General features: G+C 67.8%; 23 protein-coding genes. 14 read left to right on the top strand and 9 right to left on the bottom strand.

From position 1 onward, the window contains the following. Positions 1-77: 77 nt before the first annotated feature. Positions 78-203, bottom strand: coding sequence for a hypothetical protein (locus BVI061214_RS14015; protein ID WP_282953985.1), 126 nt, complete (start codon positions 201-203; stop codon positions 78-80). Positions 204-368: 165 nt separating this feature from the next. Here BVI061214_RS14015 and BVI061214_RS03905 point away from each other — a divergent pair, with 165 nt between their 5' ends. From BVI061214_RS03905 to groL, 4 genes are all read left to right on the top strand, one after another. Next, entirely contained in the window at positions 369-2597 is a 2229-nt protein-coding gene (locus BVI061214_RS03905) for a GNAT family N-acetyltransferase (RefSeq protein ID WP_053767374.1), read from the top strand. Continuing rightward, positions 2584-3372 (top strand): TrmH family RNA methyltransferase, encoded by a 789-nt coding sequence (locus BVI061214_RS03900; protein ID WP_053768580.1) that lies wholly within the window; start codon positions 2584-2586, stop codon positions 3370-3372. Before BVI061214_RS03905 ends, BVI061214_RS03900 begins: the two co-directional genes overlap by 14 nt. 77 nt (positions 3373-3449) lie before the next feature. Further along, complete coding sequence (gene groES, locus BVI061214_RS03895) at positions 3450-3755, top strand: co-chaperone GroES (protein ID WP_003049015.1); 306 nt, start codon at positions 3450-3452, stop codon at positions 3753-3755. 12 nt (positions 3756-3767) lie between these two features. Then, the gene (gene groL / locus BVI061214_RS03890; protein WP_053767373.1) at positions 3768-5399 is read left to right on the top strand and encodes a chaperonin GroEL; all 1632 of its coding nucleotides are present in this window, start codon (positions 3768-3770) and stop codon (positions 5397-5399) included. A gap of 205 nt (positions 5400-5604) precedes the next feature. On the opposite strand, the gene dnaE is transcribed toward groL, so the two are convergent. After that, the gene (gene dnaE, locus BVI061214_RS03885; protein WP_053767372.1) at positions 5605-9267 is read right to left on the bottom strand and encodes a DNA polymerase III subunit alpha; all 3663 of its coding nucleotides are present in this window, start codon (positions 9265-9267) and stop codon (positions 5605-5607) included. A 262-nt stretch (positions 9268-9529) separates the two neighbouring features. On the opposite strand from dnaE, the gene BVI061214_RS03880 reads away from it, so the two are divergent. Continuing rightward, positions 9530-10090, top strand: a complete 561-nt coding sequence (locus BVI061214_RS03880) for a 5-formyltetrahydrofolate cyclo-ligase (RefSeq protein WP_053768579.1) — start codon at positions 9530-9532, stop codon at positions 10088-10090. Here the strand turns inward: BVI061214_RS03880 and BVI061214_RS03875 are convergent. Beyond that, positions 10077-10397 (bottom strand): FUN14 domain-containing protein, encoded by a 321-nt coding sequence (locus BVI061214_RS03875; RefSeq protein ID WP_003049032.1) that lies wholly within the window; start codon positions 10395-10397, stop codon positions 10077-10079. The two genes, BVI061214_RS03880 and BVI061214_RS03875, sit on opposite strands and share 14 nt — an antisense overlap. A 145-nt stretch (positions 10398-10542) precedes the next feature. Continuing rightward, entirely contained in the window at positions 10543-11094 is a 552-nt protein-coding gene (locus BVI061214_RS03870; protein ID WP_053767371.1) for an HD domain-containing protein, read from the bottom strand. Positions 11095-11110: 16 nt separating this feature from the next. On the opposite strand from BVI061214_RS03870, the gene ispF reads away from it, so the two are divergent. The 3 genes from ispF (at position 11111) to BVI061214_RS03855 (ending at position 14098) form a co-directional block, all read left to right on the top strand. Further along, complete coding sequence (ispF, locus tag BVI061214_RS03865; protein WP_053767370.1) at positions 11111-11569, top strand: 2-C-methyl-D-erythritol 2,4-cyclodiphosphate synthase; 459 nt, start codon at positions 11111-11113, stop codon at positions 11567-11569. Continuing rightward, the gene (locus BVI061214_RS03860; protein ID WP_248841718.1) at positions 11562-13223 is read left to right on the top strand and encodes a TRIC cation channel family protein; all 1662 of its coding nucleotides are present in this window, start codon (positions 11562-11564) and stop codon (positions 13221-13223) included. The genes ispF and BVI061214_RS03860 overlap by 8 nt, the downstream gene beginning before the upstream one ends. Before the next feature lie 98 nt (positions 13224-13321). After that, positions 13322-14098, top strand: coding sequence for an SAM hydrolase/SAM-dependent halogenase family protein (locus tag BVI061214_RS03855; RefSeq protein WP_053767369.1), 777 nt, complete (start codon positions 13322-13324; stop codon positions 14096-14098). Here the strand turns inward: BVI061214_RS03855 and surE are convergent. The 3 genes from surE to BVI061214_RS03840 form a co-directional block, all read right to left on the bottom strand. Beyond that, entirely contained in the window at positions 14095-14844 is a 750-nt protein-coding gene (gene surE / locus BVI061214_RS03850) for a 5'/3'-nucleotidase SurE (protein WP_003049056.1), read from the bottom strand. The two genes, BVI061214_RS03855 and surE, sit on opposite strands and share 4 nt — an antisense overlap. A 57-nt stretch (positions 14845-14901) precedes the next feature. Beyond that, positions 14902-15108 carry a cold-shock protein gene (locus tag BVI061214_RS03845; protein ID WP_053768577.1) on the bottom strand — a complete coding sequence of 69 codons (207 nt, stop codon included), beginning with the start codon at positions 15106-15108 and terminating at the stop codon, positions 14902-14904. Between the two features lie 114 nt (positions 15109-15222). After that, positions 15223-15690 (bottom strand): FKBP-type peptidyl-prolyl cis-trans isomerase, encoded by a 468-nt coding sequence (locus BVI061214_RS03840; protein WP_053767368.1) that lies wholly within the window; start codon positions 15688-15690, stop codon positions 15223-15225. Between the two features lie 520 nt (positions 15691-16210). Here BVI061214_RS03840 and cysK point away from each other — a divergent pair. After that, positions 16211-17122 carry a cysteine synthase A gene (gene cysK, locus BVI061214_RS03830; RefSeq protein WP_053767366.1) on the top strand — a complete coding sequence of 304 codons (912 nt, stop codon included), beginning with the start codon at positions 16211-16213 and terminating at the stop codon, positions 17120-17122. Positions 17123-17220: 98 nt separating this feature from the next. Here the strand turns inward: cysK and BVI061214_RS03825 are convergent, their stop codons facing one another. Together BVI061214_RS03825 and BVI061214_RS03820 are read right to left on the bottom strand one after the other, a co-directional pair. Further along, positions 17221-17856, bottom strand: coding sequence for an outer membrane lipoprotein carrier protein LolA (locus tag BVI061214_RS03825; protein ID WP_053767365.1), 636 nt, complete (start codon positions 17854-17856; stop codon positions 17221-17223). After that, a complete protein-coding gene (locus BVI061214_RS03820) occupies positions 17856-18593 on the bottom strand; it encodes a hypothetical protein (protein WP_053767364.1) in 738 nt (245 codons plus the stop codon). The genes BVI061214_RS03825 and BVI061214_RS03820 overlap by 1 nt, the downstream gene beginning before the upstream one ends. A gap of 271 nt (positions 18594-18864) precedes the next feature. On the opposite strand from BVI061214_RS03820, the gene BVI061214_RS03815 reads away from it, so the two are divergent. From BVI061214_RS03815 to BVI061214_RS03795, 5 genes are read left to right on the top strand one after another with little or no spacing between them, the layout of a single operon-like run. Further along, complete coding sequence (locus BVI061214_RS03815; RefSeq protein WP_053767363.1) at positions 18865-19527, top strand: PspA/IM30 family protein; 663 nt, start codon at positions 18865-18867, stop codon at positions 19525-19527. Then, the gene (locus BVI061214_RS03810) at positions 19528-19923 is read left to right on the top strand and encodes a hypothetical protein (protein ID WP_053767362.1); all 396 of its coding nucleotides are present in this window, start codon (positions 19528-19530) and stop codon (positions 19921-19923) included. A 10-nt stretch (positions 19924-19933) separates the two neighbouring features. Beyond that, positions 19934-20578, top strand: a complete 645-nt coding sequence (locus BVI061214_RS03805; protein ID WP_053767361.1) for a hypothetical protein — start codon at positions 19934-19936, stop codon at positions 20576-20578. A 9-nt stretch (positions 20579-20587) separates the two neighbouring features. Then, positions 20588-22435, top strand: coding sequence for a 1-deoxy-D-xylulose-5-phosphate synthase (gene dxs / locus BVI061214_RS03800; protein ID WP_053767360.1), 1848 nt, complete (start codon positions 20588-20590; stop codon positions 22433-22435). Then, the gene (locus BVI061214_RS03795) at positions 22422-23036 is read left to right on the top strand and encodes an MBL fold metallo-hydrolase (RefSeq protein WP_053767359.1); all 615 of its coding nucleotides are present in this window, start codon (positions 22422-22424) and stop codon (positions 23034-23036) included. The genes dxs and BVI061214_RS03795 overlap by 14 nt, the downstream gene beginning before the upstream one ends.

The following is a 23036-nucleotide window of genomic DNA, read 5'->3' as shown; positions in this document are numbered from 1 at the left end:
GCTTCCATGAGGTCCTGAAGCAGAGCCTCCGTCTTGCGGTAGGTGAGGTGGAAGAAGGCGCGGAAGTTGCTTCTCCGTCAGGAGAACACCTTGAGAAGAAGGGCCAGGTAAAGGCCGTGGTCGTAGCGCCAGGGGCGGCCCCGCTGGCCCTTGGGGGTGGGTGGAGCCACCTCCCGGGCCAGGCGCAGGCAGTGTTCCAGCACCTCCTTGGGGCTTGCCTCCCTGCGAAGGAAGCCTCGCTTGCCCATCGGGGCGGGAATGCACGCCCAATCCTGACCTTTGCAAGGCAAGCCCACCCTAGAGGTGCAATGAATGACGAGAAAAATGGCGGCTGTTGTCAACCTCCCGCTTTGCCGGAGAATAGGGGCATGGGCTACGTCCCACCCCCCGCCCCCCAGCACGGCCTCGAGGAGGGCCCCGTCCTCCTCAAGGACGGGCGCACCGCCCTCCTTCGGCGGGCCAGCAAGAAGGACCTTCCCCTCTTCATAGACTTCCTCAGGCGGCTTTCCCCGGAGTCCCTGCGCATGCGCTTCTTCTCCCCCATCTCCCCGGAGAAGGCGGCGGAGCTCCTCCTCTCGGCCAAGCCCGAGGAGGAGAAGGTGACCCTCATCGTTCTGACCGGGGAGCCCCAAAGGATCGTGGCCACGGGGGAGTACGTGAGGGTCAAGGGCCAGGACACCGCCGAGGTGGCCTTTTTGGTGGACGACGCCTACCAGGGCAAGGGCCTGGGCACCCTGCTTCTGGAAAGGCTCGCCCTCATCGCCGCCAAGCGGGGCGTGAGGCGCTTCCAGGCCTTTACCCTGGCGCAAAACCAGAAGATGCTCTCGGTCTTCATGGAAAGCGGCTTCCAGGTCAAGGCCCACCGGGAGGGGGGCGAGGTGGAGGTGGAGTTTGAGATCGTCCTGACGGAGAAGGCGGCGGAGCGCTTTGAGTGGCGGGAAAAGGTCTCCACCATCGCCAGCCTCCACCCCTTCTTCTTCCCCAAGGGGGTGGCCGTGGTGGGGGCCAGCCGCGACCCGGAGAGCATCGGCTACCGGGTGGTGGAAAACCTCATCTTCGGCCGCTTCCAGGGACCGGTTTTCCCCGTCAACGAGGCCATCGGCAAGGAGGGGGGGACGGTGGGGCCCCTGCTGGCCTATCCCAGCCTGGAGCGCGTTCCCGGCCCCGTGGACCTGGCGGTGATCGCCGTGCCCAAGGAAAGGGTGGGGGAGGCCCTCGAGGCCTGCGGCCGCCGGGGGGTGCGGGGGGTCATCGTCCTCACCACGGGCTTCACCCCCGACGAGGCCAAGGCCTTGGCCGACAAGGCCCGCAGGCTCTCCATGCGCCTCCTGGGCCCGGGTTCTTTGGGCCTCACCCACACCGCCTCCCGCCTGGCGGCGGGCCTGGTCCCCCTGCCCAGAGGGGGGCCATTGGCCATCTCCAGCCAGTCGGGCACCCTGGGCCGGGCCGTCATCGCCTACGCCGAAGGGATGGGGCTTGGGGTCTCGGCCTTCGTCTCCTTGGGGGCCAAGGCCGACATCTCCTCCAACGACCTCCTGCAGTTCTGGGAGGAGGACGAGGCCACCCAGGTAATCCTCCTCTACCTGGAGAGCTTCGGCAACCCCAGGCGCTTCTCCCGCCTGGCCCGGCGGATCGGCAAGAGGAAGCCCCTCCTGGCCGTCCACCCCTCCCGGGACCCCCTGGTGCGGACCCTCTTCGCCCAGGCGGGGGTGGTGCGGGCGAATAGCCTAGAGGAAGCCTTTGACGTGGCCGCCCTCCTCTCCTTGGGCCGCCTCCCGGAAAACGGCCAGGTGCGCCTCATATCCAACGCCTCCGGCCCCTCCAACCTGGCCCTCGAGGCCCTGAAGGAGGGCGGCCTGGAGGTGGAGCACGTGGACCTGGGCTCCGAGGCCCGGGCCGAGGCCTTCCAGAAGGCCCTCCGGGAGGCCCTGGAAAGCGAGGCGGGGAGCGTCTTCCTCCTCTTCGTCCCCATGGGCTTCGCCAAGGAAGAGGAGGTCCTGGCCCTGGTGCGGGAGGCAGAGAGCCCCAAGCCCCTCCTGGCCTCCTTCCTGGGCGTGGAGGGCCCTCGGGCCAGGCTCCTTCCCGGGGCCGTCCTCTATCGCTTCCCCGAGTCGGCGGCCATCGCCTTAAGCCGAGCCTGGGCCTACCGGAGGTGGCGGGAGGAGCCCCTCCTTTTCCCCGACTTCCCCGACCTGAAGCTAGAGGAAGCGAGAAGGCTTCTTGAGGGGAAGAGGCGCCTGAGCCCGGAGGAGGCCCGGGCCCTCCTTTTGGCCTTCGGCCTGCCCCTGGGGGAGGGCGAGGGGCTCCGCCTCCGCCTCACCGCCACCCCCCACCCCCTCTTCGGCCCCGTCCTGACCCTCCTCCTCCCCACCCCCCTGGGGGACACCCCTTTGGGCCTCCGCCTCAGCCCCCTCACGGAAAAGGACGCCCAGGAGCTTTTAAGGCCCCTCGAGGGGCACGTGGACCCCGGGCCCTACCGGGAGATCGTCCTCCGGGTCTCCCGCCTCCTGGAGGAGTTCCCCCAGGTGGAGCGCCTGGAGCTAGAGCTTTCCGGCCCCCGGGTGGCCCGGTTTGAGGTGGCCCTTGGTGATCGCTAGCCCCAAAAACCCCCGGGTGAAGGCCCTGGCCGCCCTGAAGGAGAGGAAGGAGCGGGAGCGGGCGGGCCTCTTCCTGGTGGAGGGAAGAAGGGAGGTGGAAAGGGCCCTCCAGGCGGGCCTGAAGCCGGTCACGGTCCTCCTGGGCCCCAGGGCCACCCCGGCGGAGGAGGCCCTGGCCCAGGGCGAGGTCCTCCGCCTCTCCGAGGAGGCCTTGAAGCGGGTCTCCAGCCGGGAGAACCCCGCCCAGGTCATCGCCGTCTTTCCCATCCCAAGAAGGGCGCTTAAGGAGGTCCGCCTCCCTCAAGACCCCCTGGTCCTGGTCCTCCTGGGCCTGGAGAAGCCGGGAAACCTGGGGGCCATCCTCCGCTCCGCCGACGGAGCCGGGGCCCACCTGGTCCTGGTGGCCGAGGGGGTGGACCTCTATAGCCCCCAGGTGATCCGCAACTCCACCGGGGTGGTCTTCAGCCTGCCCGTCTTCCCCGTGGCCGAGGAGAAGGCGGCCCGCTTCCTGGAGGAGAAGGGCCTTTACCCCGTGGCCGCCACCCCCAGGGGGGAAAGGGTCTACTGGGAAGAGGACTACCGCCGGGGCGTGGCCTTCCTCCTGGGGGCCGAGGACCGGGGCCTGCCCGAGGCCTGGCTTAAGCGGGCCCAGGCCCGGGTGCGGATCCCCATGCGGGGGCGGGCGGACAGCCTCAACGTGGCGGTGAGCGCCGCCCTCCTCCTCTACGAGGCCCTGCGCCAGCGCTCCTTACACGACCCCCCTCAACCCCCTTGACAAAAGCCCGGCGGGGCCGGAATAATAAGCCTTGGTTTGACACTCTCGCCCTTGGAGCGTCAAAGGAGGGAGTGCGTATGGCTGCGGAGGTGAAGACCGTGATCAAGCCCCTAGGCGACCGGGTAGTGGTGAAGCGGATTGAGGAGGAGCCCAAGACCAAGGGGGGCATCGTGCTCCCCGACACCGCGAAGGAGAAGCCCCAGAAGGGGAAGGTGATCGCGGTGGGCACGGGCCGCATCCTGGAGAACGGGCAGCGGGTGCCCCTCGAGGTCAAGGAGGGTGACATCGTGGTCTTCGCCAAGTACGGCGGCACCGAGATTGAGATCGACGGCGAGGAGTACGTGATCCTCTCCGAGCGGGACCTTCTGGCGGTCCTTTCCTAAAGGAGGTGGGGTATGGCGAAGATTCTGGTTTTTGACGAGGCGGCTCGCCGGGCTCTGGAGCGCGGCGTCAACGCAGTGGCCGATGCGGTGAAGGTCACCTTGGGCCCCCGGGGCCGGAACGTGGTCCTGGAGAAGAAGTTCGGCTCCCCCACCATCACCAAAGACGGGGTGACGGTGGCCAAGGAGATTGAGCTGGAGAACCACCTGGAGAACATCGGGGCCCAGCTCCTCAGGGAGGTGGCCTCCAAGACCAACGACGTGGCCGGCGACGGCACCACCACCGCCACCGTCTTGGCCCAGGCCATCGTCCGGGAGGGCCTGAAGAACGTGGCCGCCGGGGCCAACCCCCTGGCCCTGAAGCGGGGCATTGAGAAGGCGGTGGACGCCGCCGTGGAGAAGATCAAGGCCCTGGCCATCCCCGTGGAGGACCGCAAGGCCATTGAGGAGGTGGCCACCATCTCCGCCAACGACCCCGACGTCGGCAAGCTCATCGCCGACGCCATGGAGAAGGTGGGGAAGGAGGGCATCATCACCGTTGAGGAGTCCAAGAGCCTGGAGACCGAGCTGAAGTTCGTGGAGGGGTACCAGTTTGACAAGGGGTACATCTCCCCCTACTTCGTCACCAACCCCGAGGCCATGGAGGCGGTCCTGGAGGACGCCTTCATCCTCATCGTGGAGAAGAAGGTCTCCAACGTCCGCGAACTCCTCCCCATCCTGGAGCAGGTGGCCCAGACCGGCAAGCCTCTCCTCCTCATCGCCGAGGACGTGGAGGGCGAGGCCCTGGCCACCCTGGTGGTCAACAAGCTCCGGGGCACCCTGAGCGTGGCCGCCGTCAAGGCCCCCGGCTTCGGTGACCGCAGGAAGGAGATGCTCAAGGACATCGCCGCAGTCACTGGCGGCACCGTGATCTCCGAGGAGCTGGGCTTCAAGCTGGAGAACGCCACCCTCTCCATGCTGGGCCGGGCCGAGCGGGTGCGCATCACCAAGGACGAGACCACCATCGTGGGCGGCAAGGGCAAGAAGGAGGACATTGAGGCCCGGATCAACGGCATCAAGAAGGAGCTGGAGACCACCGACAGCGAGTACGCCAAGGAGAAGCTCCAGGAGCGCCTGGCCAAGCTCGCGGGCGGCGTGGCCGTGATCCGGGTGGGCGCCGCCACCGAGACCGAGCTCAAGGAGAAGAAGCACCGCTTTGAGGACGCCCTGAACGCCACCCGGGCCGCGGTGGAGGAGGGGATTGTCCCGGGCGGCGGCGTGGCCCTCCTTCGGGCCATCGGCGCGGTGGAGGAGCTCCTCAAGAAGCTGGACGGGGACGAGGCCACCGGGGCCAAGATCGTGCGCCGGGCCCTGGAGGAGCCCGCCCGCCAGATCGCCGAGAACGCCGGGTACGAGGGCTCCGTCATCGTGCAGCGGATCCTCTCCGAGACCAAGAACCTCCGCTTCGGCTTCAACGCCGCCACCGGGGAGTTTGTGGACATGGTGGAGGCGGGCATCGTGGACCCCGCCAAGGTGACCCGCTCCGCCCTGCAGAACGCCGCCTCCATCGGCGCCCTGATCCTCACCACCGAGGCCGTGGTGGCGGAGAAGCCCGAGAAGAAGGAGTCCACCCCCGCCCCCGCGGGCGCCGGGGACATGGACTTCTAGCCTGAAGGGACTGGGGGCCGGGCCCCAAGCCCGGCTCCTTTCTTTTTGGGCGCACCCATTGGGGCTTATGCCCTTGTTTCCTTCGGCCCACCAGCCCTAGTAAGCTCCCCAAGAGCCTTTTGCCGGGGCCCCCATGCTGGCTTGCGCCAGCATGTGGAAGGGCTTTTCTGGGGCCCCCACCGAGGCTCTCGCCGCGGTGGGGTACTTAAAAGGGCACCACCTCCTCCTTAGGCCCGCCCCCATTCCCCTGCAAAAAGACCTCCCGGTCCGGCACCAGGTAGGCCCTGTACCCTTCGGCCTCCAGAAGGCCCAAAGCCTCCTCCCCCACCCGGACCTCCCTCAGGGCGAAGAGGGCCTCGCCAAAAGGCCCCTGCACCCGGAGGTAAACAGGGAGGCTTCCCGGGTGCTCGTCTAGGAGGCTTTTGAGCCGGGCCACCCCCTTCTCGTCTAGTAGGGCGTGGTCCACCTCCACCTCCAGGGCCTTGGGGGCTTCCAGGACCTCCTCGAGGGTCCAGACCGCCTGGGCCAGGACCCTGAGCTCCTCGCCCTTCTCCACCTCCGCCAAGACCAAGAGGGGGATGTCCTCCTTGAGCTTGGGGGAGACCCCCTCGTAGGCCCGGCCGAAGACCACCACCTCCAGGGCCCCCGTCTCGTCGGAGAGGGTGAAGCGGGCCATCATCCCCCCCGAGCGGGTGGGCTTGCGCACCACCTCCTCTACCATGCCGGAAAGGAGGACCTTGGGCTTTCCCGGAAGCTCCCGCACGAACTCGGAAAGCTCCTCTATGGTGCAGCTCGCCACCTCCCTGAGCCCGGGGTAGCGGAGGACGGGGTGGCCGGAGACGTAGATGCCCAGGGCCTCCTTCTCGTAGCGGAGCATGGTGATCTCGTCCAGGGGCGAAGCCTCCACCAAAGGGGGCTCCTCCACCTCGGCGAAGAGACCCACGAGGCCGCTCCGCCCCCGTTCGCGGGTCTCGGCCGCCCAGCGGAGGAGGGGCTCCAGGGAGGCCAGGAGCCTGGCCCGATCCCCGAAGGCGTCCAGAGCCCCCGCCTTCACCAAGGACTCCAGGGCCCTTTTGTTGACCACCTGCTCGGGGAGGCGCTTTAAGAAGTCCCCCAGGCTCTTAAAGGGCCCTCCCCGCTCCCTCTCCTCCAGGATGGCCCGGGCGGCCATCTCCCCCACGTTCTTCACCGCCGAAAGCCCGAAGAGGATCTCCTCCCCCACCACCTTGAAGTCAAAGCCGGAGCGGTTGACGTCCGGGGGCAGAACGGGGATGCCCAGGGCCCGGGCGTCCCGGATGTACTCGGCCACCTTGTCGGAGTCGTGGCGCTCCACGGAGAGGAGGGCGGCCATGAACTCCACGGGGTAGTGGGCCTTCACGTAGGCGGTCTGGTAGGAGAGGAGGCTGTAGGCCGCTGCATGGCTCTTGTTAAAGCCGTAGTTGGCGAAGGCCTCCAGCATGTCAAAGAGGCGGTTGGCCTCCTCCTCGGGCACGCCCCGCTCCTTGGCCCCCCGAACGAAGCGCTCCCGGTGTTTTTGCATCTCCTCCACCCGCTTCTTTCCCATGGCCCTCCGGAGTAGGTCCGCCTCCCCCAGGGAGTACCCCGCCACCTGAGAGGCGATCTGCATGATCTGCTCCTGGTAGACGGGGATGCCGTAGGTCTCGTCCAGGATGGGCCTCAGGTACTTCTCGGCGTGGGGGAACTCGGCGTAGCTCACGGGCTCCTGGCCGTGGTGGCGGCGGATGTAGGTGGGGATGTGCTCCATGGGCCCGGGGCGGTAGAGGGAGACCAGGGCGATGATGTCCTCCAGGCGCCTGGGCTTCAGGCCCCGCACCGTGGCTGTCATCCCCCCGGACTCCAGCTGAAAGACCCCTTTGGTCTCCCCCCGGGAGAGGAGCTCAAAGGTCTTGGGGTCGTCCAGGGGAAGGCGGTCGTAGTCCAGCTCCACGCCTTTGGACTCCTTGACGATCCGCCTGGCCTCGTCCAGGAAGGTGAGGGTGCGGAGGCCCAGGAAGTCCATCTTTAAAAGCCCCAAGGCCTCCACCGCCCCCATGTCGTACTGGGTCACGGGGCGGCCCTCCTGGTCCCGCATGAGGGGCACCAGGTCGGTAAGGGGCTCGGCGGCGATGACCACCCCGGCGGCGTGGACGGAGGCGTGGCGGTTCAGGCCCTCGAGGCGCATGGCCACCTCAATGACCTGGCGGATCCGCTCGTCCTTCTCCATCTCCGCCCTTAGCTCCGGCACCACCTGGATGGCCTCCTGTAGGGGCTTGGGCTTGCCGAACTGGACGGGGATCAGCTTGGCCAGCTCCTCCGCCTTCTTGTGGGGGATGCCGTAGACCCGGGCCACGTCCTTGAGGGCGGCCTTGGAGGCCAGGCTCCCGAAGGTGCCGATCTGGGCCACCTTGTCTTCCCCGTACCGCTCCCGCACGTACTGGATGACCCGGTCCCGCTCCCGGTCGGAGAAGTCGGTATCTATGTCGGGCATGGAGACCCGCTCCGGGTTCAGGAAGCGCTCAAAGAGGAGGCCGAAGCGCAGGGGGTCAATGTTGGTGATGCCCACGGCGTAGGCCACCAAGCTCCCGGCGGCGCTCCCCCTTCCCGGCCCCACGGAGACCCCGTGGCCCCTGGCCCAGTTGATGTAGTCCTGGACGATGAGGAAGTACCCGGGGAAGCCCATGCGCTCAATGACGGAAAGCTCGTAAAGGGCGCGGTGAAGGATGGCCTCGGCGGTCCACTCCCGGACCCCCTCCAGAGGAGGAAGCCGCTTCCTTAGCTCCTCCCAGGCCTTCTCCTCCACCCGGGCCAGGGCCTCGGCCAGGGCCCTTTCGTCCCCGTGGGGGGGCATCGTTCCCAGAAGGCGGAGGACCTCCCGGTAGAAGGCCTCGGTGATGCGGTCGGGGTAGCGCCTTAGGAGGCCCAAAAAGGTGAGCTCCCTGAGGTACTGGGCCTCGGTGCGCCCCTCGGGGAGGGGGAAGCGGGGGATGCGGTAGACCATCTTGTCCCCGATGGGCAGGTCCACGTCGCACATCCGGGCGATCTCCACGGTGTTGTCAAAGGGCTCGTCCCCCCACTCCGCCTCGGGAAGCATGGCCCGCATCTCCTCCGGGGTCTTCACGTAGAACTCGTCGCAGGGAAAGCGCCAGCGCTCGGGGTCGTCCAGGGTGGTCTTGGACTGGATGGCGAGAAGGACCTCGTGGGCCCGGGCATCCTCCTTGCGCACGTAGTGGCCGTCGTTGGTGGCCACCATGCCCAGGCCGTACTTGCGGGCGAACTCCTTGAGGACCTGGTTGACCTTTTTCTGCTCGGGGAGGCCGTGGTTTTGGATCTCAATGAAAAAGCGGTCGCCGAAGATGGAGAGGTACTCGTTGAGGCGGGCCTCGGCCAGGTCTAGGCGGTCCTGGAGGATAAACTGGGGGATCTCCGCCCCCAGGCACCCGGAGAGGGCGATGAGGCCCTGGGCGTGCTCCCGCAGGATCTCCCGGTCAATGCGGGGCTTTTCGTAAAAACCCTCCAGGTAGGCCCTCGAGGCCAGGCGTACCAGGTTCTGGTAGCCGGTGAAGTCCTTGGCGAGAAGGGTGAGGTGGAAGTAGCCGCCGTCTAAGCCCTTCCCCCTCTTGCGGTCAAAGCGGCTCTCCGCCGCCACGTAGGCCTCGTAGCCGATGATGGGCTTCACCCCCATGGCCGTGGCCTTTTTGTAGAACTCCACGGCCCCGAAGAGGTTGCCGTGGTCGGTCATGGCCAGGGCGGGGTCCTCGGGCGTGGTCTCCTTGACCCACTTCAGGAGGTCCTGGAGCTTGGCCGCCCCGTCCAGGAGGGAGAACTGCGTGTGTTGGTGCAGGTGGGCGAACTTGAGCTTGGACCCCATACCCCACCAGTTTAGGGCTTAGACTTGGGGCAGGTGATGGACGCGCCCTTCCCCCAGGAAGAGGCCCTCGAGGCCCTCTTCACCCCAAAGCGGAGCCGGCCCCTTATACCCTTGTTTCCTGTTTCCTTCGGCCTACCATGCCTGGTAGCTTCCCCGAGAACCTTTTGCCGGGGCCCCCATGCTGGCTTGGGCCAGCATGGGGTGGGATTACCCCTCTCCAAGGGGTCCTAGGCGGGATCCGGGCGGAGGACCTTTGGGCCCCATGACCCTAGGCCAGCTTCGGGAAGAGGTCTGGAACTTCCTGGCCCGCCACGACCTGGCCCTCCACCCCACGCCCCCCCACGGCCACCACCCCAACTTCCTGGGGGCCAGGCGGGCAGCGGAAAGGCTCATGGCAACCCCGGAGTTCCAGGGGGCCAGGCTCATCCTGGCGGGGATGGACGCCGTCTTAAAGCCCCTCAGGGAGGAGGCCCTGAAGCGGGGTAAGGCCCTCCTCCTCCCCCACCCCGACCGCCCAGGGGAGTTCCTCCTCCTCAAAGACGTGGACCCCAGGCGGCTCAAGCGGGTGCGGGAGGCCTACCGCTACGGGGTGCGGGCGGAGCTGAAGGGCCAGCCCATTGACCTGGTCCTGATCGGGGCCGTGGCCGTGGACGAGGAGGGGGGCTGGGTGGGCAAGGGCTACGGCTTCCCCCAGGCCTGGCTGGAGGTGGCGGCCCCCTTCGCCACCCTGGCCCACCCGGTCATGGTCTACCCCAGGCTTCCCGTGCCCCCCGAGCGCCGGGTGGACCTGATCGCCACCCCCCAGAGGCTCATCCGGCCCTGAGGCCCAGAAGAAGCCCCCCCACGAAGCTGGCCCCGAAGGGGAGGTTGTGGGTGAGGGTGGAGAGGAGGCGCTCCCAGAGGCTTTTCAGCCCGGGCTGCTGCAGAAGGGGCTCCACGTCCCTTTGGATGCGGGTCCAGTCCACCTGGACGTAGCCCGCCTGGGCCAGAAGCTGCAGGGCGATGAAGAGGAGGCCCAGGACGATGGCCAGGGCCCGGCCCACCTTCTTCAGGGCGTAGCCCACGGCGTACCCCGCCAGGCCGCCGAAGGTCACCTGGCCCAGGTAGGGGGTGAGGTCGGGAAGCTCCATCCCCCTCACCCTAGCGGGAAAAGGGCCCCAAGGCAACCCGAGGACACCTAAGGGCCCGCGCTTTGGTTTCGCAACATGGGGTGCCCGAATCGGGGCTAAAGGCTTTTCTGGGGCCCCCACCGCGGCGAAAGCCGCGGTGGGGCACTTAGGCCAGGCCCAGGAGCTCGGCGTTCTCCTTCATGGCGGCGAGGACGAAGGCCATGTGCTCCTGCAGGGGAACCCCCAGGTCCTGGGCCCCCATTTTGATCTCCTCCCGGTTCACCCCCTTGGCGAAGGCCTTGTCCTTGAACTTCTTCATCAGGCTTGGGAGCTCGAGGCCCAGGATGGAGCGGTCGGGGCGCACGTAGACGGCGGCGGTGATGAGGCCGGTGAGCTCGTCCACGGCGAAGAGGGCCTTGGCCATGAGGCTCTTCCTCGGCACCCCCGTGTAGCTGGCGTGGCCCAGGATGGCCTCGAGGACCTCCTCCGGGTAGCCGAGCCGCCTAAGCTCCTCCACCCCCCGGTAGGGGTGGGCCTCGGGGTATTTCTCGTAGTCCATGTCGTGGAGGACCCCGGCCATGGCCCAGAGCTCCTCGTCCTGGCCAAAGCGGCGGGCGTAGGCCCGCATGGCCACCTCCACCGCCCGCATGTGCCGCCTAAGGGACTCGCTCTCGGTCCAGGCCTCCATGAGGGCCAGCGCATCCTGGAAGCTCGGCATGCCCTAAAGTATAGCCATGCGCCTGGGCTACGGCGAGGACAGCCACCTCCTGGAAGAGGGGCGGCCCCTTTACCTCTGCGGCCTCCTCCTGCCAAGCCCCTTAGGGGCCAAGGCCCACTCCGACGGGGACGCCGCCCTCCACGCCCTCACGGACGCCCTCCTTGCCGCATTTGGCCTGGGGGACATCGGCCTCCTCTTCCCCAACACCGACCCCAGGTGGCGGGACACACGAAGCGAGATCTTCCTGAAGGAAGCCCTAAACCTGGTGGGGGCCCGGGGAGGGAGGCTCCTCCAGGCCAACCTGGTCATCGTCCTGGACAGGCCCAAGCTTGCCCCCCACCGGCAGGCCCTGGCCCAAAACCTCTCCCGCCTCCTGGGCCTTCCCCAGGACCGGGTGGGCCTCACCTTTAAGACCTCGGAGGGCCTGGCCCCCAGGCACGTCCAGGCCCGGGCGGTGGTGCTTTTAGATGGTTGAGACCCTGGTCTGGCTGGGCCCCCTGGTCTTCGCCGCCACCGGGGCCTTAAAGGGGGTGGAGAAGGGGTTTGACCTCCTGGGGGTCCTGGTCCTGGCCACGGTGACCGCCGTGGGGGGCGGCTCCATCCGCGACGTGTTCACACGCATCACCGCCAAGGATTATACCGAGTCAAATTCTCCCGGCAAGGGCGGGCGTAAACTGGAAGGCATGAGGCTTATTGCCATTCTCTTCCTGCTGGCCTCCCAGGCCCTGGCCCAGGAGGCCGATACCTATTACGCCCGTTGCCAGAGGCTTTACCAGCAAGGGGCCCTGGAGAGCGCTCAGGCCACCTGCGAGCTGGCCCTGGCGGGCGACCCCAGCCACCGGCCCGCCCTCCGGCTCCTCACCCGGATCCACCTGGACAAAAAGGAGCCCGACCAGGCGGCGACCTACCTGGAGCGCCTCGGGGACGACCCCGAGGCCCCCCTCCTCCGGGCCAGGCTCCTCCTCCTGAAGGGGAAGCCCGCCGAGGTCCTCTCCCTTCCCCTGCCCGAGGGGCCGGAAGGGCGGCTTCTAAGGGCCTTGGCCCTCGAGGGCCTGAAGCGCCACGAGGAGGCCTTGAAGGAGGCAAAGACCCTTCCCCCCACCCCTGAGGTCTGCCTCCTCCTGGCCCGGCTTTACCTGGCCCTGGACAAGCCCGAGGAGGGCCTCTCCGTCCTGGACTCCGGCCTGGAGGAGAGGCTGGAAAAGGGCCGCCTCCTCTTTCTTTCGGGAAGGCCCAACGAGGCCATCTCCCTCCTGGAGGCCCTGTTGCCGGAGCTGGCCGGCCAGCCCGAGCTGGCGCGAAAGGCCCTTTCCACCCTGGTCCTGGCCTACCTGGGCCAGGGAGACTGGGCGCGGGGGCAGGCGGCCTTGGCCCAGCTCTCGGGCCTGGTGAACCTGCCGGGCCTCCTTTTGGCGCGGGCCTGGCCCTGGCTTCTGGCCTTTTTGGTCTTCCTGGGCCTCATCCTCCTGGGGGAAAGCCGCATTGAGCCCCTACGCACCGTGGAGGTGGTGGAAAACCCCCTGCCGGGGCCCGGGAGCCTCTACCTCTTTCTCCTCCTGGCCCTCCTTCTGGCCCTGGGCTTGGCCGTGCTTCTGGGCAAGGCCCTTTTCGCCAACGCCCTGGCCCTCGTGACCCCCTACCAGCAAAACCAGGTCCTGCCCAGCTTCTACCTCTTCCTAGGGCTTTCCCTCTTCCTGGGGCTTCTCCTTTGGCAGAGGAAACGGCTCGCCGCAATCCTGGGCCCACCCCAGGGCTTCGTGGAGGGTTTCTGGGTGGGGCCCCTCCTCGTCCTCCTGCTTTTCGTCTACGGCCTGGTCCGGCCTCTCCTGGGGTTTTCCACCCTGCCCCTAAACCTCCTCACCTTCCTGGGCCTGGCCCTGATGGAGCCCTTCTTCAGGGGCTTCGCCCCCATGGTCCTGAAGGAGCGGTACCGGGACCTGGCCCCCTACCTCTCCGTCCTCCTCTTCGCCCTGGCCCTGCCCGGGCCCACCCTCCTCTTCTTCCTCCTGGGGGCGGCCCTTTACCTGGCCAAGGAACGGGCGGAAAGCCTCCTGGGCCTCTCCTTGGGCTGGGTGGTGGCGGGGGTGGTCCTGGCCCTCTTCCCCGCCTCTTGGCTCCGGCGCTTCTAAGTACCCCACCGCGGCTTTTGCCGCGGTGGGGGCCCCAGAAAAGCCCTTAGCCTTGACTTGGGCACCCCACGTTGCTAAACCAAAGTGCGGGTATTAGCATGCGCCCTGTCTACTTCCTTTCCGATTTTGGCCTCGAGGACCCTTACGCCGGCATTGTCCAGGCGGTCCTCGAGGCCCGGGCCCCCGGGGTAAGGGTGGTCCACCTGGCCCACGGCCTGCCCCCAGGGGACCTGCGCCGGGCCGCCTACGCCCTCTTTGAGGCCCTGCCCTACCTGCCCCCGGGAGCCGTCCTCCTGGCAGTGGTGGACCCCGGGGTGGGGACCGGGAGGCGGGCCGTAGCCGCCTGGGGTGAGCGCCTTTACGTGGGCCCCGACAACGGCATCTTCACCCTGGCCTGGCTCCTGGACCCGCCCCAAAAGGCCTTTCTCCTGAAAACCCTCTCCCCACCCAGGCCCGAGGGGGTAAACCCCCTCCCCGGCTGGCAACCCGGGGGGCACACCTTCCACGGCCGGGACCTCTTCGCCCCCGCCGCCGCCCACCTGGCCCTGGGGCTTCCCCCGGAAGGCCTGGGACCCGAGGTTCCGGTAGAGGACCTGGTGCGCCTGCCCCTAAAGCTCAGCCCAGGGCCCACGGGGGAGGTCCTGACCTTTGACCGCTTTGGCAACGCCATCACCACCCTCCTCTCCGCCCCTTTGGGGGGGTGGGTGGAGGTGGCGGGAAAGCGGCTTAGGGTCCTCCGCACCTTCGGGGAGGCCCGGGAGGGGGAGGCCCTGGCTTACCTGGGAAGCGCAGGGCTTCTGGAGATCGCCGTCAACCGGGGAAGCGCCCGGGAAGCCTTGGGTCTAAGGGAGGGAATGCCCGTGCGGCTCCTCTAGAGGCCTTCCACCCAGCGGGCCACCTCGGGGAGAAAGTCCAGGGCCGTGAAGTCCAGGCTCACCGGGGTCACGGAGACATAGCCCCGGCGCACGGCCCAGAGGTCCGTGCCCTCCTCTTCCTCGCCCACCGGGGTGCCGGCAATCCAGTAGTAGGGCCTGCCCTCGGGGTCCAGGCGCTCCACCACCTTATCCTCCCAGTGGTGGGTGGAAAGGCGGGTCACCAGGACGCCCTTGGGGGTGCCCGCGGGGAAGTTAACGTTGAGGAAGATTCCCCTGGGCAGGCCCTTCTCGGCCACCAAGCGGGCCAGGCGCTGGGCCCAGAGGGCGGCCTCGGTGAAGTCCAGCTCCTCCCCGGAGGTGTCCAGGCTGAAGGCGATGGAGGGGATGCCCAAGGAGGTGCCCTCCAGGGCCGCCGCCACGGTGCCGGAGTGGGTCAGGTCCAGGCCCAGGTTCACCCCAATGTTGATGCCAGAGACCAGAAGGTCGGGCCGCCCCAGAAGGTGCACCCCCAGGACCACGCAGTCTGCGGGGGTGCCGTCCACCCGGTAGGCGGGGATCTCCCCAAAGCCGGCGCTTTGGGTGTGCTTGAAGCGCAAGGGGCGGCGCACGGTGATGCCGTGGCCCACCGCCGACTGCTCCACGTCCGGGGCCACCACGTACACCTCGCCCAGGGCCCGCATGGCCAGGCCCAGGGCCTTGATGCCCGGGGAGAAGATGCCGTCGTCGTTGGAAACCAGGATGCGCATGCCTAAAGCCTAAAGGAAAAGGGCCCCAAAGGGGCCCTTTTTTGCCCGCTTGGGGCCTTAGATCCGGCGGACCTTCTTGGCCTGGGGGCCCTTGCCGCCCCGGCCAGGCTCCACCTCAAACTCCACCTGCTCCCCCTCGTTCAGGGTGCGGAAGCCGTCGGCCTCAATGGCCGTGAAGTGCACGAACACGTCGGGACCTTCTTCTTGCTGGATGAACCCGTAGCCTTTTTCCGCGTTGAACCACTTGACAGTACCCTTCTTCATGTTTCTCCTAAGCATCCCGAAAACCCACCTGGCTTTCCAGGGACTCCTTACTATCCCACGCCTTGGGAAAAAAGTCAAGCCCCGGGCCAGGCCCGGGGCGCAAAGCCCAAAGGCTTAGTGGGCGTGGCCGCCTTCGTGCACGTGGCCGTGGAGGATCTCTTCCGGGGTGGCCTCCCGCACCTTGACCACCTCCACCTCAAAGTCCAGGTCCTTCCCCGCCAGGGGGTGGTTGAAGTCTATGGTGACCTCCTCCCCCTGAACCTCCACCACGGTGAGGGGCATGGGGTTGCCCTCCATGTCCTGGGCGTAGAACTGGGCCCCGGGGGCCACCTCGGCGTCCTCGGGAAAGGCGGAGAGGGGCACCACCTGGACCCCCTCGGGGTCGTGGGCGCCGTAGGCCTTCTCGGCGGGCACGTGGGCCTGGAAGCGCTCGCCCTCCTCCCGGCCCTCCAACGCTTCCTCGAGGCCCCGGATCAGGTTGCCGTGCCCGTGCAGATAGGAAAGCTCCCCCTGGTCCAAGACCTCCCCCTCCACCTGGAGGGTGTAGCGGATGGTCACCACCCTGTCCTGTTCAACCTTCATGTTCACCCTTTCGCAAGCTGGGGTTCATTTGGGGTAGGGGCCCCAAAGAGGCTTGCTCCCCTTAGCCTACCAGAACCCCGCCTCCGAAAAAAGGGGAAGGGCAGGACTTTACCCACATCTCCGTTTCGTGGTAAATCTCCCCTTGCGGGCGCAGCCCGTATCTGGTACCGGGGGTGATCCATGGACATGCTCAAGGTGGCCGAGGCCAGGCTCCAGGAGTTCACGGGCCGTTTTGCGAGCGTTTTCCCCCGATAAGCGCCTCCACCGACTGTGCGGTTGGGGGATCCGTTCAAGGGGTTTCTTTTGCAGCTCGGGGGCAAGCTGGGGCTGCCCAGCGAGAGGGATGGTCCGTACCTGCTCCTGAGGGGCCTGGTTCGCCTGCTCAACTATGAAGTCACCCAAGAACTCTTGAAGCAGGCTAAGGGAGGGCGAGGAAGGAGTTTTGGGTAAAGCCCTGGAAGGGGGATTCTTCCTTGCCTAAGGCACCACTTCCCCACCTTAACGGCCCTATAGTGGGGGTATGCGGGTAGAGCGGGTGATCGGCAAGACCCCGGTGGTGCGCCTGGAGAAGGTGGTGGAGCCGGGCATGGCCGAGGTCTGGGTCAAGCTGGAGGGGCAGAACCCCGGGGGCTCCATCAAGGACCGCCCCGCCTGGTACATGATCCGGGACGCCGAGGAAAGGGGCCTCCTGCGCCCCGGCTCCGGCCAGGTCATCGTGGAGCCCACCAGCGGCAACACCGGCATCGGCCTGGCCATGATCGCCGCCAGCCGGGGCTACCGCCTCATCCTCACCATGCCCGCCCAGATGTCGGAGGAAAGGAAGCGGGTCCTGAGGGCCTTCGGGGCGGAGCTGGTCCTCACCGACCCCGAAAGGCGGATGCTGGCCGCCAGGGAGGAGGCCTTGCGCCTCAAGGAGGAGCTCGGGGCCTTTATGCCGGACCAGTTCAAAAACCCCGCCAACGTGCGGGCCCACTACGAGACCACGGGGCCCGAGCTTTACGAGGCCCTCGAGGGGCGCATTGACGCCTTCGTCTACGGCTCGGGGACCGGCGGCACCATCAGCGGCGTGGGGCGCTACCTCAAGGAGCGCATCCCAGGGGTGCGGGTCATCGCCGTGGAGCCCGCCCGCTCCAACGTCCTCTCCGGCGGCAGGATGGGCCAGCACCAGTTCCAGGGGATGGGTCCCGGCTTCATCCCCGAGAACCTGGACCTTTCCCTTCTGGACGGGGTCATCCAGGTGTGGGAGGAGGACGCCTTTCCCCTGGCCAGGAGGCTGGCCCGGGAGGAGGGGCTTTTCCTGGGGATGAGCTCCGGGGGCATCGTCTGGGCCGCCCTGCAGGTGGCCCGGGAACTGGGCCCCGGGAAGAGGGTGGCCTGCATCAGCCCGGACGGGGGCTGGAAGTACCTCTCCACCCCCCTTTACGCCGACTAAGTGCCCGCGCTCTGGTTTCGCAACATGGGGTGCCCAAGTCTGGTCTTTGGAAGGGCTTTTCTGGGGCCCCCGCCGTGGCAAGAGCCACGGCGGGGTACTTAGCGGCGGACCACCTGGGCATCTTTAGGGTAGCGCTTGAGGGCCGCCGGGGTCAGGTTCGCCCGCCTGAAGGCCACCACCTTTAGGTCCGCCAGGACCTTCCCCCCCTCGTCGCGGAAGAGGAAGCGCACCGGGCGGGGGTCGGCCTTGAGGACGTAAAGCTCCAGCTGGGCGAAGCCCTGGTTCCCCTTGGCCTGGCCCGCAAGCTTCCAAGCCACCCCCTCGGGAAGGCGCTCCTCCCCCACCAGGCGGAGGCTCACCTCCTTGGCCAGGGCCTTGGGGTCCCCGAAGGTCTGGGGTGAGAAGCCCAGCCCCTGGACCTGGGCCTTCTCCCGGGGAGAGATGATGACCTGGTTGGTGAGGTAGAGGTAGTTCCAGACCTCCTTGGCGGTGATCACGGTGAAGTTGCCCTCCAAGGAGGCGGGCTTTAGGAACTCTATGCGGAAGAGGTCCTCCTTGGGGATGGCGTAGACCCTGGCCTCCAGCTCCTCCGGGCCCGAGGGGCCCTGGAAGGTGCCCCTCACCACCGCCTGCCAGGGCTCGGTGAGGTTCTTCTCCACTCGGTCCAGGATCTCCTCTACAGACTGGGCCAAAGCCGGGGCCAAAACGAGGAAAAGGGTCAGCAATAGGCGCATCACGGCCACCTCCAGGCGTAGCGGACCCAGGCGTAGGGGCTCTCGCGAAAGCCCGCCTCCAGGCCCAGGTCCCCAAGCCACAGGGTGAGGCTACCCGCCCAAGGATGGGAAAGGATGAAAAGGAGGCTAGCCTCCCCTAAGTAAAGGCCCCCCTCGAGGCGGTTCACCCCCCCAAGGCGCAGGGCCAGATCCAGAACCTCCCCGCCCTCCCCCATCTCCCCCTTAAAGCCCAGGACCAGGTAGGGCAACCCCGCCACCCCCAGTCCCAGGGTGTAGGTGGCCCCCTCCCTCAGGGCGTAGGTGGCCTCGGCCCGCCCCCCTTCCAGTAGGAGGCCCACCACCTCCTTGGGGGCCAGGCGGTAGCGGAGGGCGAACCTCCCCCAAAGCCCCTCCTCGGGGAAAAGGGGAAAAGCCGCTTGGGGGCGGTAGGAAAGCCTTCCCTCCAGGGCCAGAGGGCCCGCCCCGCCCTCCAGGAAGACCGCCCCGCCCAGGCCCCCCTCCCCCACCTCCCCCTGGAGCCCGTAGCCCAGGTAGCCGAGGGGCCCCAGGGCGACCCCCCCCAGGTAGCCCAGCCCCCCCCGGCCCGGCTGGAGGCGCAGGTAGACCTCCCCCTCCTCCAGGGCAAAGCCGGCCTCCAGGGTGGGGAAAAGCCCGCCCTGGAAGTAGGCCCCGGCCTCGAGGCGACCCTGGGCCAGGGCCCCAAGCCCCAAAAGGAAGAGCCAGATCCACCTTCTCATACCCTTGTTTCCCCCACCATGTCTAGTAACTTCCCCAGGAACCTTTTGCCGGGGCCCCCATGCTGGCGCAAGCCAGCATGGGGTGGTATCACACCGCCACCTGCCTTCGGAAGCGGGCCGAGGCCAAGAGGAGGACCGGGGCGGCCAAAGAGCCTAGGACGAAGGGGATTCTGGTGATGGCCTCCGCCCGAACCACGTCCCAGAGCCACCCTACCCCCGGTTTTCCTTCCCGTCAACCCGGGGTGTGGCATACTCTTCTTGGAGGTAAGTGATGAACCTGCTGGACCGCATCAGCCGGCTCATCCGGGCCAACCTCAACGACCTTCTCCGCCGGGCCGAGGACCCGGAGAAGATCATTGAGCAGGCCGTCCTGGACATGAAAGAGGCCCTCAAGGAGGCCCGGGAGCAGGTGGCGGCCGCCATGGCCGAGGCCAAGCGCCTGGAGCGGGAGGTGGAAAGCCACCTAAAGGAGGCCGCCCTCTGGGAAGAGAAGGCCAAGGAGGCCTTGAAGGCCGGGCGCGAGGACCTGGCCAAGGAGGCCCTGAGGCGCAGGAAGCGGGCTTTGGACCTGGCCGAAGGCTTCAAGGCCCAGCTTGAGGAGCAGAAGGGCCTCACCGACCGCCTCATGACCCAGCTGAAGGCCCTCGAGGCCAAGATAGACGAGGCCGAGGCCAGGAAGAAGCTCCTTCTGGCCCGCAAGAAGGGGGTGGAGGCCGCCGAGGCCGTGCGCCGCATGGGGTCCCGGCTGGAAAGGCACCCGGCCCTCGAGGCCTTTGAAGAGATGGAGGCCCGCATCCTGGCCATGGAGGACCGGCACGAGGCCCTGAAGGAGCTGGACGGCCAGGACCTGGACAAGGAGCTTTCCGCCCTGTCCGCCGACAAGGAGGTGGAGGAGGAGCTCCTCCGCCTCAAGCGGGAGCTGGGCCAGGCCTAGATGCCCCAGGTCCTGGAGATCCTCCTCCTCGCCCTCCTCCTCCTGGCCCTGGCCTACCTCCTCCGCCCCCAGGAGGGGTGGGCCTGGGCGCGCCGCCACCTGAAGGGGCTGGTGGACTTTCGCGAGGTGGAGGCCGCCTTCAAGGCCCTGGAGGGGCGGGAAAGGGAGCTTTCCCAGGCCCTGGCCGCCCCCCACCTCCTCCCCAAGACGCGGGAGGAGCTAGAGATGGCCCTGGAAGAGGTGCGGGAGGAAAGGAGGCGGCTTGTGGCCCTCCTGGAGAGCCTGGCGGCGGAAAGGGCTCTGGCCAAGGGGGACCTGGAGGCCGCCAGAAGGCTGGAGGCCCACCTGGCCGACCTCCGGGAAGTGTTGGCCAGCCTACGGGAAGGTAGGCGGTAAACTCCGTACCATGAAGCGGTATCTCATGGCCCTCGCCCTGGCCCTCGCCGCCTGCGCCCCCCAGGTGACCCAAGCCCCGGAGGCTCGCCCCCTTCTGGAGGAGAAGGCCTTCTACCCCGCCAGCACCGGGCTGGAGTGGGTCTACGTGCCCGAGGGAGAGCCCCTATCCTCCCCGCCCTACCGCATGCGGGTGGAAGGCCCGGCGGCCTATGAGGGGCAGGGGGCCCTCCGCTTCCGGGTCTTTGGCCGGGGGGAGGACCGGACCTACTTCCGCCAGGTGGGGGCCTTCGGCGTGAGGCTTCTGGGATTCCAGGAGCCCTCGGCCCGGGTGGTCTTCTCCCCTCCCCTCCTGGAGTACCCCCCCGAGGCCCTCCTGGCCCCCGGCCAGCGCTGGGGCGGGAGCACGGAGGTCAGGGTGGAGCTCCTCACCCCCTCGGGCCGGGAGCCCCTGGCCCAGGGCACCCTGGCCTACGAGATGGAGGTCCTGGAGGAGCGGGAGGTGCGGGTGCCGGCGGGGACCTTCCGCATCTACCGCATCCGCCAGACCTTCCGGGACAGCCGAAGCCAGGACATCCGCGAGGTCTGGTTCGCCCCCAGGGTGGGGGAGGTGCGCACCCGGGAGGGGCGGATCCTGGTGGAGCGCAACTTCCGCTAGAGGTGAAGCATGGTCTTGGAAAAGGTAAACGGCCCCGAGGACCTTAAGAACCTTAGCCTGGAGGAGCTTCTCCTCCTGGCCGAGGAGATACGGAGCGAGATCATCCGGGTCACGGCGCAAAACGGCGGCCACCTGGCCAGCTCCTTGGGGGCGGTGGAGCTCATCCTGGCCCTGCACCGGGTCTTCCAGTCCCCTAAGGACAAGATCCTCTTTGACGTGGGCCACCAGGCCTACGCCCACAAGCTGGTCACCGGGCGCAAGGACCGCTTCCACACCCTGCGCCAGGAAGGGGGGATCTCCGGCTTCACCAAGGTCTCCGAGTCCCCCCACGACGCCATCACCGTAGGGCACGCCTCCACCTCCTTGGCCAACGCCCTGGGCATGGCCCTCGCCCGGGACCTCCGGGGGGAGGACCACCACGTGGTGGCGGTGATCGGGGACGGGGCCCTGACGGGGGGGATGGCCTTAGCAGCCCTCAACAAGATCGGGGAGCTCCAGAAGCGGATGCTCATCATCCTCAACGACAACGAGATGAGCATTTCCGAGAACGTGGGGGCCCTCAACAAGTACTTCAAGGAACTCCAAATAAGAAAGTGGGTCCAGGACGCGGAGAAGCTGGGCCGAAACATCCTGGAGCGCATCTCTCCCCAGCTCTTTGGCCTGGTGGACCGGGCCAAGGAGGCGGCCAAGCTCCTCCTTCACCAGGAGAACCCCTTCTACGCCTGGGGAATCCGCTACGTGGGCCCCGTGGACGGGCACGACCTCAAGGGTCTCATCCACATCCTGGAGCACCTCAAGGAGCTGGAGGGCCCCACGCTCCTCCACGTGGTCACCAAGAAGGGCAAGGGCTACAAGGTGGCCGAGGCCGACCCCATCTACTGGCACGGCCCCCCCGGCTTCAACCCCGAGAAGCCGGAGAAGGTCTCCAAGGGCTATAGCTGGAGCCAGGCCTTCGGGGATGCGGTCACGGAGCTGGCCCACCTGGAGCCCAAGCTTTTCGTCATCACCCCTGCCATGCGGGAGGGCTCGGGGCTGGTGCGCTACTCCATAGAGCACCCCGAGCGCTACCTGGACGTGGGCATCTGCGAAGACGTGGCCGTGACCACGGCGGCGGGCCTAGCCCTTAAGGGCATGAAGCCCATCGTGGCCATCTACTCCACCTTCCTCCAAAGGGCCTACGACCAGGCCATCCACGACGTGGCCATAGAGAACCTGCCGGTGGTCTTCGCCATAGACCGGGCCGGGGTGGTGGGGGCGGACGGGCCCACCCACCACGGGGTCTTTGACATCGCCTACCTGAGGACGATTCCCAACTTCCAGATCGCCGCCCCCAAGGACGCCCTGGAGCTTCGGGCCATGCTCAAGAAGGCCCTGGAGGTCGGGGGCCCCGTGGCCATCCGCTACCCTCGGGACAACGTGGAGCGGGTGGAGGAGGGCCTCTGGCCGGAGATCGCCTGGGGTACCTGGGAGGTCCTTAAGGAGGGGACGGAGGTCTACATCCTGGCCTTCGGCAAGACCCTGAGGTACGCCCTCGAGGCCGCCGGGGACGACCCCAGGGTGGGCGTGGTGAACGCCCGCTTCCTCAAGCCCCTGGACCGGGAGATGCTAAGGAAGCTTTCCCGCTACAAGCTCCTCACCGTGGAGGACCACCAGAAGATGGGCGGCTTCGGGAGCGCCGTCCTGGAGGCCCTGAACGAGATGGGCCTGAGGCCCGAGGTCCGGGTCCTGGGCCTTCCCGACCGCTTCCTGGAGCACGGGCCCATCCCGAGCCTCCACCGCCAGGCGGGGATAGACCCGGAGGGCATCCGCAAGGCTCTGGAGGAGATGGGGGTGGAGCGGGTCCGTGAGCGGGCCTGAGGTCCTGCGCTTCGCCGCCAACCTCTACCGCGTCCCCCTGGAGGAGGGTTACTTCCTGGTGGACGCGGGCCTCCCTTGGGAGGCCAGGAGGCTTCTTGCCCTCCTCAAGACCCCGCCCCGGCTCCTCTTCCTCACCCACCACCACCTGGACCATAGCGGCGGGGCTAGAGCCCTCTGGGAGCGCTTTGGCCTCCCCGTCCTGGCCCACCCCAGGGAGTGGCCCTACCTGACCGGGGAAAGACCCCGCCCGCCCCTGCCCATCCCCCTTTTGGGCAAGGCCCTGGCCAACCTGGGCCCGCCCATCCCCAAGGAGGCCTTGGTGCCCGTGGAGGAAGGGGAAGAGGTCCATGGCTGGCGGGTGGTGGCCCTGCCCGGCCACACCCTGGGCCAGGTGGGCCTTTACCGGGAAAAGGTCCTCCTGGCGGGGGACGCCCTGAGGGGCGGGGGCCTTCCCCCCAGGTTCATCAACGAGGACCACGAGCTGGCTCGGCGCACGGTGCGCAAGATCCTGGACCTGGAGGCGGAGTGGGTCTATCTGGGCCACGGGGGGCCCCTGGACCGGGCTAGGGTGGAGGCCCTGGCCCTTAGACTGGGGGTATAG

Source organism: Thermus aquaticus, assembly GCF_001280255.1.
Classification (GTDB): Bacteria; Deinococcota; Deinococci; order Deinococcales; family Thermaceae; genus Thermus; species Thermus aquaticus.
The sequence above is the reverse complement of the archived record's forward strand: the minus strand, read 5'-3'. Positions and strand labels throughout refer to the sequence as shown.